The sequence below is a fragment of the Pseudomonas sp. NPDC087185 genome (genome assembly GCF_044744955.1).
GTDB lineage: Bacteria > Pseudomonadota > Gammaproteobacteria > Pseudomonadales > Pseudomonadaceae > Aquipseudomonas.
This window is the reverse complement of the sequence record NZ_JBIUZK010000003.1, coordinates 494,850-509,240: the sequence shown is the minus strand read 5'-3', so window position 1 is coordinate 509,240 and position 14,391 is coordinate 494,850. Positions and strand designations below refer to the sequence as shown.

General features: G+C 64.4%; 16 protein-coding genes. 8 read left to right on the top strand and 8 right to left on the bottom strand.

What is annotated here, in order from left to right:
* Positions 1–32: 32 nt before the first annotated feature.
* From ACIPIJ_RS12615 to ACIPIJ_RS12600, 4 genes are all read left to right on the top strand, one after another.
* Positions 33–305 carry a PepSY domain-containing protein gene (locus ACIPIJ_RS12615; protein WP_401076938.1) on the top strand — a complete coding sequence of 91 codons (273 nt, stop codon included), beginning with the start codon at positions 33–35 and terminating at the stop codon, positions 303–305.
* Positions 306–532: 227 nt separating this feature from the next.
* Entirely contained in the window at positions 533–1,132 is a 600-nt protein-coding gene (locus ACIPIJ_RS12610; protein ID WP_401076936.1) for a hypothetical protein, read from the top strand.
* Positions 1,132–1,560, top strand: coding sequence for a phage holin family protein (locus tag ACIPIJ_RS12605; protein WP_401076933.1), 429 nt, complete (start codon positions 1,132–1,134; stop codon positions 1,558–1,560). The genes ACIPIJ_RS12610 and ACIPIJ_RS12605 overlap by 1 nt, the downstream gene beginning before the upstream one ends.
* Complete coding sequence (locus tag ACIPIJ_RS12600) at positions 1,557–2,363, top strand: DUF3618 domain-containing protein (protein ID WP_401076931.1); 807 nt, start codon at positions 1,557–1,559, stop codon at positions 2,361–2,363. Before ACIPIJ_RS12605 ends, ACIPIJ_RS12600 begins: the two co-directional genes overlap by 4 nt.
* Before the next feature lie 24 nt (positions 2,364–2,387).
* On the opposite strand, the gene ACIPIJ_RS12595 is transcribed toward ACIPIJ_RS12600, so the two are convergent.
* The 4 genes from ACIPIJ_RS12595 to galB form a co-directional block, all read right to left on the bottom strand.
* Complete coding sequence (locus ACIPIJ_RS12595; protein ID WP_401076928.1) at positions 2,388–3,737, bottom strand: cation:proton antiporter; 1,350 nt, start codon at positions 3,735–3,737, stop codon at positions 2,388–2,390.
* 157 nt (positions 3,738–3,894) lie between these two features.
* The gene (locus ACIPIJ_RS12590; protein WP_401076926.1) at positions 3,895–4,983 is read right to left on the bottom strand and encodes a 4-oxalomesaconate tautomerase; all 1,089 of its coding nucleotides are present in this window, start codon (positions 4,981–4,983) and stop codon (positions 3,895–3,897) included.
* Positions 4,984–4,985: 2 nt separating this feature from the next.
* A complete protein-coding gene (locus ACIPIJ_RS12585) occupies positions 4,986–5,702 on the bottom strand; it encodes a 4-carboxy-4-hydroxy-2-oxoadipate aldolase/oxaloacetate decarboxylase (RefSeq protein ID WP_401076923.1) in 717 nt (238 codons plus the stop codon).
* Positions 5,699–6,433: a 4-oxalmesaconate hydratase gene (gene galB, locus ACIPIJ_RS12580; RefSeq protein WP_401076920.1), complete on the bottom strand. Its 735-nt coding sequence runs from the start codon at positions 6,431–6,433 to the stop codon at positions 5,699–5,701. The genes ACIPIJ_RS12585 and galB overlap by 4 nt, the downstream gene beginning before the upstream one ends.
* A gap of 152 nt (positions 6,434–6,585) precedes the next feature.
* Between galB and ACIPIJ_RS12575 the strand changes: the two genes are divergently transcribed.
* A complete protein-coding gene (locus ACIPIJ_RS12575) occupies positions 6,586–7,821 on the top strand; it encodes a LysR family transcriptional regulator (protein WP_401076917.1) in 1,236 nt (411 codons plus the stop codon).
* On the opposite strand, the gene ACIPIJ_RS12570 is transcribed toward ACIPIJ_RS12575, so the two are convergent.
* The 3 genes from ACIPIJ_RS12570 to ACIPIJ_RS12560 all read right to left on the bottom strand — a co-directional run bounded on the left by ACIPIJ_RS12570 (position 7,763) and on the right by ACIPIJ_RS12560 (position 11,380).
* The gene (locus ACIPIJ_RS12570; RefSeq protein WP_401076914.1) at positions 7,763–9,025 is read right to left on the bottom strand and encodes a gallate dioxygenase; all 1,263 of its coding nucleotides are present in this window, start codon (positions 9,023–9,025) and stop codon (positions 7,763–7,765) included. The two genes, ACIPIJ_RS12575 and ACIPIJ_RS12570, sit on opposite strands and share 59 nt — an antisense overlap.
* A gap of 20 nt (positions 9,026–9,045) precedes the next feature.
* A complete protein-coding gene (locus ACIPIJ_RS12565; protein WP_401076911.1) occupies positions 9,046–10,383 on the bottom strand; it encodes an MFS transporter in 1,338 nt (445 codons plus the stop codon).
* Between the two features lie 208 nt (positions 10,384–10,591).
* Positions 10,592–11,380: a formate/nitrite transporter family protein gene (locus ACIPIJ_RS12560; protein WP_401076908.1), complete on the bottom strand. Its 789-nt coding sequence runs from the start codon at positions 11,378–11,380 to the stop codon at positions 10,592–10,594.
* A 459-nt stretch (positions 11,381–11,839) separates the two neighbouring features.
* Here ACIPIJ_RS12560 and ACIPIJ_RS12555 point away from each other — a divergent pair, with 459 nt between their 5' ends.
* The 3 genes from ACIPIJ_RS12555 to ACIPIJ_RS12545 all read left to right on the top strand — a co-directional run bounded on the left by ACIPIJ_RS12555 (position 11,840) and on the right by ACIPIJ_RS12545 (position 14,018).
* Positions 11,840–12,361, top strand: a complete 522-nt coding sequence (locus ACIPIJ_RS12555; protein ID WP_401076905.1) for a hypothetical protein — start codon at positions 11,840–11,842, stop codon at positions 12,359–12,361.
* A gap of 63 nt (positions 12,362–12,424) precedes the next feature.
* Positions 12,425–13,270, top strand: a complete 846-nt coding sequence (locus ACIPIJ_RS12550) for a DUF692 domain-containing protein (RefSeq protein WP_401076902.1) — start codon at positions 12,425–12,427, stop codon at positions 13,268–13,270.
* Positions 13,263–14,018, top strand: coding sequence for a DUF2063 domain-containing protein (locus ACIPIJ_RS12545; protein WP_401076900.1), 756 nt, complete (start codon positions 13,263–13,265; stop codon positions 14,016–14,018). The genes ACIPIJ_RS12550 and ACIPIJ_RS12545 overlap by 8 nt, the downstream gene beginning before the upstream one ends.
* A gap of 44 nt (positions 14,019–14,062) precedes the next feature.
* Here ACIPIJ_RS12545 and ACIPIJ_RS12540 read toward each other — a convergent pair whose 3' ends face one another.
* Complete coding sequence (locus ACIPIJ_RS12540) at positions 14,063–14,203, bottom strand: hypothetical protein (protein WP_401076898.1); 141 nt, start codon at positions 14,201–14,203, stop codon at positions 14,063–14,065.
* Between the last annotated feature and the right edge of the window lie 188 nt (positions 14,204–14,391).

Sequence of the window (14,391 nt, the reverse complement as noted above, 5' to 3'; positions counted from 1 at the left end):
TCCTTCAAACCTGGCAAAAAAGGATGTTGGCAATGAAAGCGATGACTCGACTGTTGACTGGCCTGGCACTGGTCGGTGCATTGGGCGCTTCCTCGGCCTGGGCCGATCAGCCCGGCGCCGACTGGAAGGTCACCAAAGATCAGGCCGAAGTGGCATTGAAAGGTGCCGGCTACACCCAGATCACCAAGATCGAAGCCGATGATGGTCACTGGGAAGGCGAGGGCATGAAGGCGGATGGCAAGCGCTACGAGTTCCAGGTTGACCCGCACAGCGGCAACATCATCAAGGACGAACTGGACAACTGAGCGGATCGCCAAGCGTGCTAGGGCCCGCGCTTTTGCGCGGGCTTTTCATTTGCACCATGTGATCGCCAATAACCCAGGGGCCCCGGTAAACCCTGCACAAGCCCTTGGCGCCGCAGGTAGCGGTTGCTGATCACTCCCACTGAACTCCCTGCGCACGCGCCACGTCACCCGACTGAGAGGCACAGATTCCGGCAGCCGCCGGGTCTTCACTTGCGAGGGACATGACCATGGAACGCGAGCCGAATGCGGCGTCGCCGCCGAGCAGTACCCAGGACCACCTGCATGCCATCAGCGGCGAAGCAGGCGCTTTGCTGAACGAGGCAAAGGTCCAGGGCACTGAGCAATTCGAACATTACCGTGATACCGCAGCCGAGCAGCTCGATTCGCTCAAGCAAGGGGCGCAGTCGGCTGCTTCGGCGTTGGAGGGCAACGACACGTTGGGCCTGTCCCAGTATCTGGGCCAGGCGGCCGAGTACTTGGGTAGTTTCGCCGAGCAGATTCGTCACGAAAGCGCCGAAGACCTGTTGCACAGGGGCTCGCGCCTCGCGCGGGACAACCCTGCGGTGTTCCTGGCGGGCAGCGTGGTCATCGGTTTCGCCATGTCGCGTTTCCTGCGTGCCAGTGCCGGCCATGCACCGGCTGCAGCCACCCCGGCTCCAGTCTACGGCGCCAGCGAGCCCCACCACACCGCGCCGCCCATGCCCGACCGGGCCAGTGACGTGTCCACCCACAAGCCCTATACCCCGGTCGACCCTGTTGGTATGGGCGCCGGTACGCCGGTAAGCGGCGGTCCCCTGGAGCGCGACCCGCTCAAAGGAGGTGAATGATGAACAAGGACCCTGTACATGCTGACCCATCGTTGCACGCGCCAGTGGAGGACAGCGTTGGGGTGGGCGGCCTGCTGCGCCAACTGATGCGTGAAGTTCCCGAGCTGTTCACCCAGGAACTGGCGCTGGCCAAGGCCGAACTGCAGCATAACCTCAATACCCTGAAAGCCGGCACCGCAGCCGTGGCGGCAGGCGCGATCGTGCTGTTGGCTGGGTTCATCATCCTGCTGCTGGCCGCGGTCTATGCCCTGGCCCTGTTCGTCGCGCCATGGTTGGCCGCACTGATTGTCGGGGCCGTGACCATGATGATCGGTTTCATCATGCTGCAGTCGGGCAAAAAACAGTTCGAACCGGGCCAGTTGACCCCGGATCGCACGCTGCATGCCATGCAGCAGGACAAGCATGCGCTGAAGAGGAAACTGCCATGAGTACCTCCTTCGAAACTGAAACGCACAAGGACCCCGACCTGCTCGAACAGGAAATCAACGCCAAGCGCGAGCACATCAGCGACTTGGTGGACGCCTTGGAGCAACGCCTGAGCCCAGGCCAGCTGATGGACCAGATGCTGGCCTACACCAAGGGCAATGGCGGCGAGTTCTTCCACAACCTCGGCACGACCCTGAAGAACAACCCGGTGCCGACCACCCTGACGGTGTTGGGCCTGGCCTGGCTGGGCCTTAACCAGAACCGCCCATTCAACCCCGGCCCAGTGCATTCCGGGCCGGGCATGGGGGCGAAGCTTGGCGAGGCAGTCGATGCTGTGAAAGGCGCCTTCGCCCATGCGGGTGAAGCGCTGCACGATGCCGGCCACAGCGTCAGCGGCAAAGCGCATGATCTTCGTGACCGTGCGCACGAGTTGGGGCGGGGTGCACGGGAATCGGTGCACGGCTCGGCGGACAGCCTGCGTGGGGCAGCCGATCAGGTGAGCGGGCAGGCCAGCGCGTTGAAAGGCCAGTTCGATCACTTGCTCAAGGAGCAACCTTTGGTGCTGGCCGCTCTGGGCATTGCCTTGGGCGCTGCACTGGGGGCGGCCTTGCCCGGCACCCGCAAGGAAGATGAATTGATGGGCGCCAGCAGCGACAAGTTGACCGGCACGCTGAAAGCCCAGGGCGAGCAAGCCAGGCAAGCGGTCACGGAAACGGTCAAGGAAGCAACTGCCAAACCGGCACCCAGCGGCACCCACAGGGCAGGGGACACCGACCTGTCCGAGGGCTTGGGCTTCCCGTCCTGAAGCATCGGGCGCGTGCTCGCCGGTCTACTGACGACGCAGGCGAGCACCGGCCCGTTCATACCAGGTCAGGATAGGCTGCACGCTGAGCCCATGCATCAGCACGCTCAAGGCCACTACCGATAACGTCAAGTCGATGCTCGACGCTGCAACGCTGCTTGGCAGCGGGTGATTCAGTGCGTAGAACAGGTAGTACAGGCTGCCAATCCCGCGTATGCCAAACCACCCGAGCATGAGTCGCTGACGCAGGTCCAGCAGGCCCCCCCAAGGTAGCAGAATGATGCTTAATGGCCGGATGACCACGAACAGCACCCCGGCAACCCACAACGCCCGCCAGTCCCAGTGTTCCAGCAACACCACGCCTAGCAGGGTGAGGAGAAACACCTCCATCGCCCGCTCCACCAGCCCGCCGAACGACAGCATGTCGCCCAGCATGATGCCGGCGGCCACCTGGGTGTCCTCCAGCGCCTCGATATCCCCCTTTACCGCATGCTCGGGGGCCACGTGCTGGTGGCCGACCACCGGCTGCACCAGGTGTTCGGCGGGTGCATGCGGCTCGGCGCTGGAATGGACTTCGGCCTGACGCAAGCCTAGCCCTGCAGCGAACACGGCGAGAAAGCCGTAACCCTGGATGAGGTCGGCGAATACATACGCCATCGCGATCAGGGCAAGTGCCAGGTAATCGTTGGGTGAAACGGTGCTGTCATCGTGGCGAGTGCGCAAATACAGGGTGAAATGCCCCAGCCCACGCCCCATCCAGTAGCCACACAGCAGCCCGGCAGGCACCGCCCACAACAGGTCCTGGACAAACCAGTCAGTGAGCCATTGAGCGTCCTTGCCATCCTGCAACAGGAGCAGGCCGAGAATCACGAACGGGAAGGCAACGCCATCGTTGAGCCCCGCTTCGCCCGACAGGCTGAAGCGCACACGGTCATGGTCCTGCGCGTCGTTGACCTGTACCAGCGTTGCCAGTACAGGGTCGGTCGGGGCGAGCATTGCGCCAATAAGCACCGATACGCCCCAGCTCATGTTCAAGCCGTAGTGCAGGCATGCGCTCACCCCGCCAATGCCTATCAGCATCACCGGTCCCGCCAGCAAGGCCGCTACCCGCCAGTTGCGGTTGCGCAACGGCAGGCGCAGCTTGAGGCCACTGACGAATAGCGAGAACAGCACCGCCACTTCGGTGAGGTGCTCCATCCAGCCGCTGGCATTACCCAGGTCGAGTTGCAGCAGCCCCAACCCGCTCGGGCCCAGGGTAATGCCAAGCGCCAGGCACACCACCGATGTGGTGACAGGGATCCAGCGCAGGTAAGAGGACGTCAGCGCCAGCAGCAACAGCACCACGCCAAGCATGGCGACCCAGACAATGAAGCTCATGTGCAGTTGCCTCCGCGCAATCGGGCGCCGGGACTGAAGTTCAGACTCCTCCCGGCCAATACCCGTTCCGCAGGTTCCGCTGCCGCCGGTCAGCGGCAGGCTTGCAACGCGCAGTCGACTGCGTCGATTTCCTGCGCCTGGAGCTTGTTGCCAACGTTCAGGGTTTATCAGCGGCTGAGCCGATCCGTTGGCCAACGCAAACGTGCCCGTCGAACAGCAAACGCGCGGTGCGTACAAGCCCACAACGGCCAATCGCGCCATCCTGATGGCTGATCTGGACAGTGAACTCGCCGCTGGGGTGCTCGACCGAAAGCCGCTGGTCGTCCGCTGCAGCGACCTGCGCCAGCCCTTGCGCCACCGAGCCTTCGACCAGGCAGGCAGTGGCGACGCTGACCGCGCCGAACACGCCGATGGCGGCGTGGCAGCGGTGGGGGATGAACGAACGCGTGTTGATCGCCCCTCCCTGGCGCGGCGCCGACACCAGGCACAGCTTCGGCACGTTGCGCTGGCGCACGTCACCCAGGTTCATGCGCGGGCCCGCCTGCAGGCGTATCGACTCCAGGCGTGATCTCAGCCCGCTGTCGCCTTCCAGCACCTCAGGGCGCTCATGGCCGGTAAGGCCGAGGTCCGCGGCGCGCACTATCACCACCGGCATGCCGTTGTCGATGCAGGTGACCTGCACACCGTCGATCAGGTCACGGCTGTTGCCGGTGGGCAGCAGCGCGCCGCAGCTGCTGCCTGCGACGTCCTCGAAGCTCACCACCAGCGGTGCCGCCGTCCCAGGTACACCGTCGATGCGTGTCTCCCCGGTGTACTGCACCTGGCCTTCGGCAGTGGGTACCTGGGCCAGGGCCAGTTGCCCGGTGTTCTCCATGAAAATGCGCACCGGCGTCAGCGCGCCGGTGGCCGTCACCAGGCCGCGCTCGATGGCGAAGGGGCCGACGCCGGCCAGTATGTTGCCGCAGTTCTGGCCGTAGTCCACCCGCGCTTCACCCACCACCACTTGCGCGAACAGGTAGTCGACGTCGGCATCTTCGCGGCGCGACGGGCGAATGATCGCCACCTTGCTGGTCAGCGGGTCGGCGCCGCCGATGCCATCGATCTGGCGTGCATCGGGCGAGCCCATCGCGGCCAGCAGTACACGGTCGCGCAACGCGCCCTCAGGCGGCAGGTCGTCAGCCAGGAAGTACGCGCCCTTGGAGGTGCCACCGCGCATGAGCAGGCACGGGATGCGGGTCTGGGTCATGTTCAGCCTTCCAGGTCGGTGAGCTGGTCGACGTAACGCAGGCCCTTGGCCGCCAGGCGCAGGCGCATGTCGTAGATGTCCAGGCCAAGCTCACCGGCGGCCAGCCGCAGGCGCTTGCGCTCTTCCAGTTCGGCGCGCTGGCTGGCGGCGTCCAGCACGGCGCCGGCTTCGCCGTGGCGGACCACGACCACGCCGTCGTCGTCGGCGACGATGACGTCGCCAGCATTGACCAATTGGCCCGCGCACAGCACGGGCAGGTTTACCGACCCGAGCACTTCCTTCACCGTGCCTTGCGCGCTGATGGCCCGGGACCAGACGGCAAAGCCCATCTCGCGCAAGGCCTGGCTGTCGCGCACGCCGGCATCGATGACCAGGCCGCGCACGCCGCGGGCCTTGAGCGAGGTGGCCAGCAGGTCGCCGAAGTAGCCGTCGGTGCAGGGCGAGCTGGGCGCCACCACCAGCACGTCACCGGGCCGGCACTGCTCGACGGCGACGTGAAACATCCAGTTGTCGCCTGGGGCAACCAGCACCGTCACTGCGCTACCCGCCACCCCCACACCCTGCTGGAGGGGGCGCAAGCCTGTGTCGAACAGACCTTTGCGGCGCTGTGCCTCGTGCACGGTGGCAACCCCAAGCTTGGCCAACGCGTCGATCACCTCTGTTTGCACGCGCTCGATGTTACGTACCACGATGCCGGTCTTGCCGATCAGCGCGCTCATGCCAGGTGCTCCGTCACCCGCGGGAAGACGCTCTGGAAGCCCTCGGCGTAGACGATGTTGCGCGCACTGGTGATGCCGACATTACGCTTGGCCTGCACGCCACGCTGCAGGGCGACGCGGGTGTAGTACTCCCACAGGTGTTCCTGGCCCGCCATGCACTGGATGGCGGCGTACTTCTTGTCCCACACCGGGGTGATGTCGAGGAAGGTGTCCGGCCGCCATTCGCACTGCTCCGGCTGGTGCGGCTCGAAGGCGTACACCGGGGGGGCGCCAACGATGGTTTCACCCGGCCGGTAGCCTTCGGCCTGGGCGATGATGCGCGCCTCCTGGGCCAGGTTCATGGCCAGCGGGTGGTCGTAGTTGTACGGGTCTTTCAGCGAGTGGCTGAGCACGAACGCTGGTTGAACCCTACGGAACACGTCGGCCAGGCGGAACAGGGTGTCCTTGTCGGCGCGCATCGGGTAGTCGCCGATGTCGAAGAACTCCACGCTGGCACCGAGGATTTCAGCGGCAGCCAGCGCCTCGTCGCGGCGTGCGGCCTTGACTTTCGGCTCGGTCATCTCGCCTTTGCGCCACAGCTTGGCCGACTCGCCGCGCTCACCGAAGGACAGGCAGACGATATGCACGGCATGACCCTGCTCGGCATGCAGGGCGATGGCGCCGCCGGCTCGCCAGACGAAATCGGCGGAATGGGCACTGACCACGAGGGCTGTTTTCGGTAATGCATTCATCTGGATTGGCTCCTGCGAGGGGGTGTGTGCAGGATGTCATCGGCGCCAGGCGCGGACTAATGCGTTCCAGTAGTGGGGGTATGCTTTTTGTTTATTGTTGGGGTTTTGCGGTGCATAGTCGCACACTGTGACCCGTGCTGGCAGGAGACGCGATGATCGACACCGACCTACCCAACCTCATGCAGGTGCGCGCGTTTGTCCGCGTGGCCGATGTGGGCAGCGTATCCCGGGCCTCGCAGCTGCTGTTCCGCGCGCAGTCGGTGATCACCCGCGCCATCGCCGAGCTGGAAAAGCGCCTGGCGGCGCCGTTGTTCGAGCGCCATGCCAATGGCATGCGCTTGTCCGAATTTGGCGCTTGCGTGTTGCCACGTGCCCGGCGCGTGCTGGCCGAGCTCGATGCCGTGCCGCGCCTGCTCGGTGCGGACATCGCCCTGGAGCCGCTCTACCTGTTTCAGGCGCGGCGCCTGGAAATCTTCGTGAAGCTGTGCCAAACCCTGCACATGCAGACGGTGGCCAGCCACTTTGCACTCAGCCAGCCTGCGGTGAGCTCGGCGCTCAAGGTGTTGGAAGGCGGGTGCGGCAAGCCATTGTTCGAGCGCACCCCGCGCGGGCTTCAGCCGACTCGGGTCAGCCAGGACATCCTGTTTCCGATCCGCCGAGCGCTGAACGAGCTGCGCCATATTGAAAGCGACCTGAGCGCCATGCGCGGTACCGTGCAAGGCGTTGTGCAGGTGGGGGCGCTGCCGTTGGGGCGCTCGCGCATCCTGCCCGAAGCGATTGTTCGTCTGGTCGATAGCCATCCGCAGGTGCGCGTGATCACCAACGAAAGCCCGTTCGACCTGCTCGCGACCGAGCTGCGAGCAGGGGATGTGGATTTCGTGCTGGGGGCGTTGCGGCCGCACGGCTATGCCAGTGACCTGACCGGTGAACCGCTGATCACGGAGGCGCTGGTCGTGTTGGCCCGGCGTGAGCACCCGTTGTTCCAGGCGCCGGTGACGCTGGCCGATGTCGGGCAGGCGCGCTGGGTGCTGCCCCGGGCAGGGTCGCCTGCGCGGCACCTGCTCGACGCCTGTTTTGCCGCCGAGCAACTGCCTGCGCCGCGCCCGGTGGTGGAGAGCGCAGACCTGGCCATCATCCGTGGGTTGTTGCTGCACTCGGATATGCTGGCAGCCGTGTCCGCGCATCAACTGGCCCATGAAATCGCCACCGATGAGTTGCGGCGCCTGCCCTTGTCATTGCCCGGAACCCACCGGGACATCGGGCTGACCTACCGCAATGGCTGCCTGCACGCGCCGGCAGCGGCAGCCCTGATGGCCTGCATCCGCGAGGTTATCGGGCAGCCTTGCCCGCTACCGAATAACGCACCTGCTGGTTGCGGGTCTTCATGAAGTCTTCGGTGCTCTGGCCACGCATGGCGGCGTAGATGTCCAGGTTGGACACCCCAAGCACCGCGCCGAGTTTTTCCAGCACGAAAAAGATCACGCCGTAGTGGATCAGGCCACGCCAATCGCGGCGGCGCAGCAGGTCGCGTTCCTCTTCGGTCAGCCCGGATTGATCGTACAGCGCCTCCGGTTCGGTGAGGAAACGGTGGCGCCACTGCGGCTCGATCAGGCGATGCAGAAACTTGTTCAGGGCGTAACCTTTGGCGCTGCGTTCCAGGGTGTAGGGGTAGGTGCCCTCGAGTTTTTCCACGCCCGCCAGTTGATGGCGCATGTGCTGGCGGTGGCGCTCGTTGACTGGCGCGGGCGCTGCCTGGTCGCGGTTCTCCAGTAGCAGGGTGGCAATACCGGTCATCGACGGCAGGTAGTAGCTTTGGTGCAGCCGCCCGACCGATGATGACAACGCCCCGCGCATGATCAGCCAGGTGATCACCTCGGCCCCTTCCATGCCGCCGAGGGTGGCGTACTCGGCCAGGGTCATTTCAGTCAGGCGTTCGGGGGCATCGACCAGCAGGTCGATGAACTGGGCATCCCATTGCGGGTTGTTGAAGCCACAGCGTTCGCCATGGACCTGGTGTGAAACCCCGCCGGTGGCGACGATCGCCACCTTCAGGTCTTCGGGGTAGCTTTCGATGGCGCGGCGCAGCGCCTGGCCCAGTTTGTAGCAGCGCCGCGCCGTTGGGATCGGCAGCTGTAGGACACCCACTTGCAGCGGCACGATCTGCACCGGCCAGCCTTCATCGCAAGGCAGCAGCGCCGACATCGGAGAAAAGAAGCCATGGTCCAGCGGCTTGTCGCGGAAGAAACTCATGTCGAACTCGTCGGCCATCAGGCTTTCGCCGATGTGCCGGGACAGTGCCGCGTGCCCGCCCACGGCGGGCAGGTCACGTGGGTTGCCGCCCTCGTCGGCCACCGCGTACTGCGTGTCGACACCCAGGGTGAAGGCGCTGTAGTGGTCGAAGAAGAACGAGGTGACGTGGTCGTTGAAGATGTAGAACAGCACATCGGGCTGTTGCGCCTGCAACCAGGCACGGATCGGCTCGAAGCTCTCGAAGATCGGCGCCCAGGCGGCTTCCTGCTGTTTGTCGTGATCCACCGCAAAGCCGATGGTGGGGGTGTGGGAGACGGCAAGGCCACCGATGATACGTGCCATGAAAAGTCCTCTGTTTCAGGTTACCGCACGGCCGCAGCCGGCAGCTCACGGCGCCGGGCGTGGCCGTTGGCCAGGATAGCCAAGGCTGCGACGAATGCCGGCAGGCCAAGGGCGATGAACAACAGCGGCAAGCCCAGGCCCAGGCTGAGCACGGCGCCGCCGATGAGTGAACCGAAGATGGCGCCGAAGCGGCCGATGCCGAGCATCCAGCTTACACCGGTGGCGCGGCACGCCGTGGGGTAGTAGCCCGGCGCGAAGGCGTTGAGCCCGGTTTGTGCGCCGCTCATGCAAAAACCGGCGGCGGCTACGCCGACGGCCAGCAGGCTCGACGCAAGGCCGAACGCGCCAAGCGAAACGATGCACAGCCCGCCCAGGGCATAGGCCGTGGCGATGATGCGGTTAGGGTTGCGCCGGTCCATTGCCCAGCCCACCACCAAGGCACCTGCAGTGCCCGCAATCTGGAACAGGCCGGTGATCGTGGCCGCGCGCTCGATGCTCAGGCCACCATCACGCAGCAGGGTCGGCAACCAGCCCATGGTCAGGTAGATCACCAGCAGGCCCATGAAGTAGGTCGCCCACAGGGTCAGCGTGCCGAGGCGGTAGCGCCCGCTGAACAGCAGGCGTACGGGTGCCTTGATATGGCTGGCCGCCTCGCTGACGACAAAACGGGACGCTTCGGTGAATTGGCCGCCCAGGCGATTGAGTGTGGCGGCAATCTGTATGGACGGTGCACCATGCGCCGCCAGGTAGCGTGGCGACTCAGGCAGCAACCACCACAGTAACGGCAGCAGCGCCAGCGGCATCAGGCCGCCCACCAGCAGCACCGAATGCCAGCCCTGATGCGGGATCAACCAGGCGGCAAGAAAGCCCCCCAGGCCAGAGCCCATGTTGAAGCCGGTGAACATCAGGGTGATCAACAGCGAGCGGCTGCGCTCGGGCAGGAACTCCGAAAGCAATGTCGTACAGTTGGGCATTGCTGCGCCCAGCGCCACGCCGGTCAGCAAGCGCAGCGCCGCCAGTTCATACGGGGTGTGGGCAAAGGCGCAGGCCAGGCTGAGCAGGCTGAAACCGGTCACGGCCAGTAATAGCACCCTCTTGCGGCCAAGACGGTCTGCGTAAGGGCCCGCGGCGATGGCCCCAATGGCCAGGCCCACCATGCCAGCGCTCATCACCGGGCCGAATGCCGTCCGTGACAACCCCCAATCCTGCATCAACGAGGGTGCGATAAAACCCATGACGGCGACATCGAAGCCGTCGAACAGCACGATCAGGAAGCAGAGCACCAATATCAACCGTTGGTAATGAGTGATCGGTTGGCTATCGATCCACTCTTTTACATCGACGCTGGGCGTGTGCATGCGTGTTCACCGTTATTGTTGTAGTGGTGACAATTTCTGCGAGCACAAGATAGGACAGGCCGCTAGAAATCACCCCGCCGGGTTACGACGTGGGGAGACTCTAATCGCTGGAGGGGCGGCAGCGCCGCTGGGAAATCTTTAATGAGGGATCGAATTTGGTTATGAGGCTGTCGCACAAGGGCATTTTGCCGTCCGTGGCAGAGGCCGCTTAACGCACGCTGGCCGGGTCTTCAGCCGGCACACCGAAGGACACGTAATACGCCAGCGCCACGAAGATCGCCCCGCCCACCGCATTACCGAGGAACACCGCCACCAGGTTGTGCACCAACTGCCCCCAGCTGAGGTAGCCGGCAAAGATCGCCGCCGGGATCAGGAACATGTTGGCTACCACGTGCTGGAAGCCGATGGCGACGAAGGCCATGATCGGGAACCAGATACCGAGAATCTTGCCGCTCATTTCCTTGCTGGCATACGCCAACCACACCGCCAGGCACACCAGCCAGTTGCAGCCGATACCGGACACGAAGGCATGCAGGAAGTCGGCGTTGGTCTTGCTGTTTGCCGCCGCCAGCGTCTTGCTCAGGTAGGCGCCTTCGGTCAGTCCCAGCAGGTGGCCGAAGCAATAGGCCACGAACAGGGCGCCGAGCAGGTTTGCCACGGTTACCAGCAGCCAGTTGCGCGCCACGTCGATCAGGCGGATGCGGCGGGCGAACATCGCCAGCGGCAGGCTCATCATGTTGCCGGTCAGCAACTCGCCGCCGGCCAGGATGACCAGGATCAGGCCGATCGGGAACACGGCAGCGCCCAGCAAGTTACCGAACGAGGCCCACGGCGCGGGGATCATCGCGCTGACATGGATGGCCAGCAGGAATCCCATGGAAATGAATGCCCCGGCGAGGAACCCCAGGATAAGGGTGGCGCGGGCGGGCAGGTGGGCTTTCTTGGTGCCGGCTTCGATGACTAGCTCGGTAATGCGGGAGGGCGTGTTGACGGACATTTCAGAAACTCGAACGCAAGGACGACGGCCACGCCTTGAGGCGCGCCGCAGGTCGGGTTAACCAATAGCGGAGGGTTGCTGCGAGGTATTCAGGAGGAGGGCAAAACGGTACATCTCGGGGCAACTTCGTAGGGAAGTCACGTTAGCTGAGGCAATTTGCCGCAGTCAAATCGATAGGCTGGATGGGGTGATAGACAGGGTCGATGATGGGGGTTGGCCAAGCCGAACAAGCCGTCGCCCTCGTGTAAAAAACGCTGGGGCGAGTGTATCACTGTGTATCGCAGCACCTTCCTCGACCACTCGCTTACAAATGCCGTCGTCAGCGGATACGTCACGGATACATGCCTCGGGCCAAATGGGCTAACCCGAACGAACAGACCCGACGGCCTGGCGTTCTGGCTCTTTCGCCCTTGAGGCATGACCGCGCGGCCTGGCCGCGCAACTATTCGGAGAAGCACCATGACCCCATTCCCCAACAAGACCCGCCTTGGCTTGCTGAGCATTGCATTGGTGGGCGGTATCAACCTGGCCTCATCGGCGTTTGCCGTCGAAGCGCTGCCCCAGGGTTACCAGCTGGCCGCTGCCGAAAAGGCCGGCGAAGGCAAATGTGGCGAGGGCAAGTGCGGCGCCAGCGGGGCCAAGGCAAAAGCCAGCCAGGGCGAAGGCAAATGCGGCGAGGGCAAGTGTGGTGCCAGCGGTGCCGAGGGCAAAGCCGCCCAGGCTGAAGGCAAGTGCGGTGAAGGCAAGTGCGGCGATGCCTCGTTCGCCCGTACCGATGCCGACCACGATGGTCGCGTCTCCCGGGCCGAACTGCTGGCGGTGGCCCCCAAGGCCAACGGCGAGTTCGACAAGATCGATGCCAACCATGATGGCTACCTGTCCGAAGGCGAGGTCTACCAGTTCCGCAAGCACCAGTTCGACGCCAACGGCAACCCGTTCCCGTCCGACCTGTACAGCAAACTGAGCCAGGCCAAGAACTGACCGGCATCCGCACCTCCCCGGGCCAGTGGCTCGGGGAAGGCATCTCGCTTCAAGGACCCAACCATGAACACTTCCCTGTCCCTGCAAGGTGCCGGCCTAGGCCTGCGTCGTGCGCTATTGCCTGAATTGCTGACCATGGACGCTGGGGCCGTGGACTTTCTCGAATGCGCCCCGGACAACTGGATCGGCGTAGGCGGTACTTATGGCGAAGGCTTGGCGCGCCTGGCCGAGCGCTTTCCGTTGGCCTGCCACGGTCTGTCGTTGTCGCTTGGCGGCCCCGCACCGCTGGACCACGCCTTTCTGCGTCAGATCCGAGGGTTCCTTGACCGCCATCATGCACCGTTGTTCAGCGAACACCTGAGCTACTGCGCCGACGACGGCCACCTCTACGACCTGATCCCCATGCCCTTCACCGACGAAGCCGTGCGCCACACCGCTGCGCGTATCCGTGACGTGCAGGATGCCCTCGGGCGCCGTATCGCGGTGGAGAACATTTCCTACTATGCCGCGCCCTATCAGGCGATGAGCGAAATCGACTTCCTCCGCGCGGTCCTCGACGAGGCCGACTGCGACCTGCTGCTGGACCTCAACAATGTGGTCGTCAATGCCTGCAATCACCGCTATGACGCTGCCGATTTCCTGGCCCAGGTGCCGGCCGAGCGTGTGGTATGCCTGCACGTGGCCGGGCACTACGACGAAGCGCCAGACCTTAAGATCGACACCCACGGCGCACGCGTCAGCGATGATGTCTGGCGCCTCCTGGCCAGCGCCTATCAGCACCTGGGTCACGTACCGACCCTGCTGGAGCGTGACTTCAATGTGCCGCCGCTGCCCGAGTTGCTGGCTGAAGTGGACCACATCCGTACCCTGCAAACTGCAGCACAAACCCCGGAGGTGCGTCATGGGTGAAACCCTGCGCGAGCAGCAGCTGTGCATGGCGCGTTTTATCCGTGACCCCCTGGCCAACGCACCGCCGCCCGGTATCGAGGTACGGCGTCTGGCGGTGTATCGGCAGCTGTTCTTCGGCAATATGCAGTCGCTGCTGGCCGGCAGCTTCCCGGTGCTGCATGCCAGCCTGGCGAGTGAGCAATGGCAGGCGCTGATTGAAGACTTCTACGCCAGCCACCGCTGCCAGACGCCGTTGTTCACCGAGGTGGCTGGCGAACTGGTTGATTACCTGCAAGCCCGGGACGACCTGCCCGGCTGGGTAGCTGAACTGGCCCACTACGAGTGGATCGAGACCGTGCTGTTGCTCGCCGACGATAGCGAGCCTGCGCATGACCCCGAAGGTGATCTGCTCGATGGCGTGCCGTTGCTGTCCAGCGTGGCGGCGCCGCTAGCCTACATTTGGCCAGTCAGCCATATTGGCCCTGGGAGCATTCCCCTGCAGGCACCTGCTGAGCCGACATTGCTGCTGGCTTGCCGTGGTGCCGACCACAAGGTCCACTTTTCGCGCCTGGCGCCGTTGGCTCATGCGCTGTTGGTGTCGTTGCAAACGCAGCCGCTCAGGGGGCGCGAGCACTTTGCGGCGCTTTCAATGCTCGCCGGTATCGAACTGGAAGTCATCGAATCTCAAGGTGTGGCAGTGTTGCAGGCCCTCAAAGCCCAAGGCGTGGTTCTGGGCACTGGGGAGGCAGAAAACGGCATGGGTCATTGATAGTGCAGGGCTCTGTGGGAGCGGGCCGTGTTACGTCGGCTGTATCAGGCGCTTGCCGGCGCCAGGCCATTGAGCAGCAAGCGCACCGAAGAAGCCGTCGCGGCGTGGTAGTCGATGCGCTGCTTCGAGCCCCCGGCGGCATGCCAGCCCATGTTGATGCACGACTGCGCATTGAGCTCTTCCAACAGCACCTTCGACGCGAAGGGTCGGCCTGCGGCACCTTGGGCGCCGTTGGCGTTTCACGTGGCAGATCGAGCAGCCTGCATCAGGCTGCGCAGCCACCGCGACGGCTGTGACCGATGCTGGCGTGCAGGCCCACAACGGGCAAGCGGGTAAACCCGCTGCCACAGGCAGAGCATTGTGCTTCAAATTC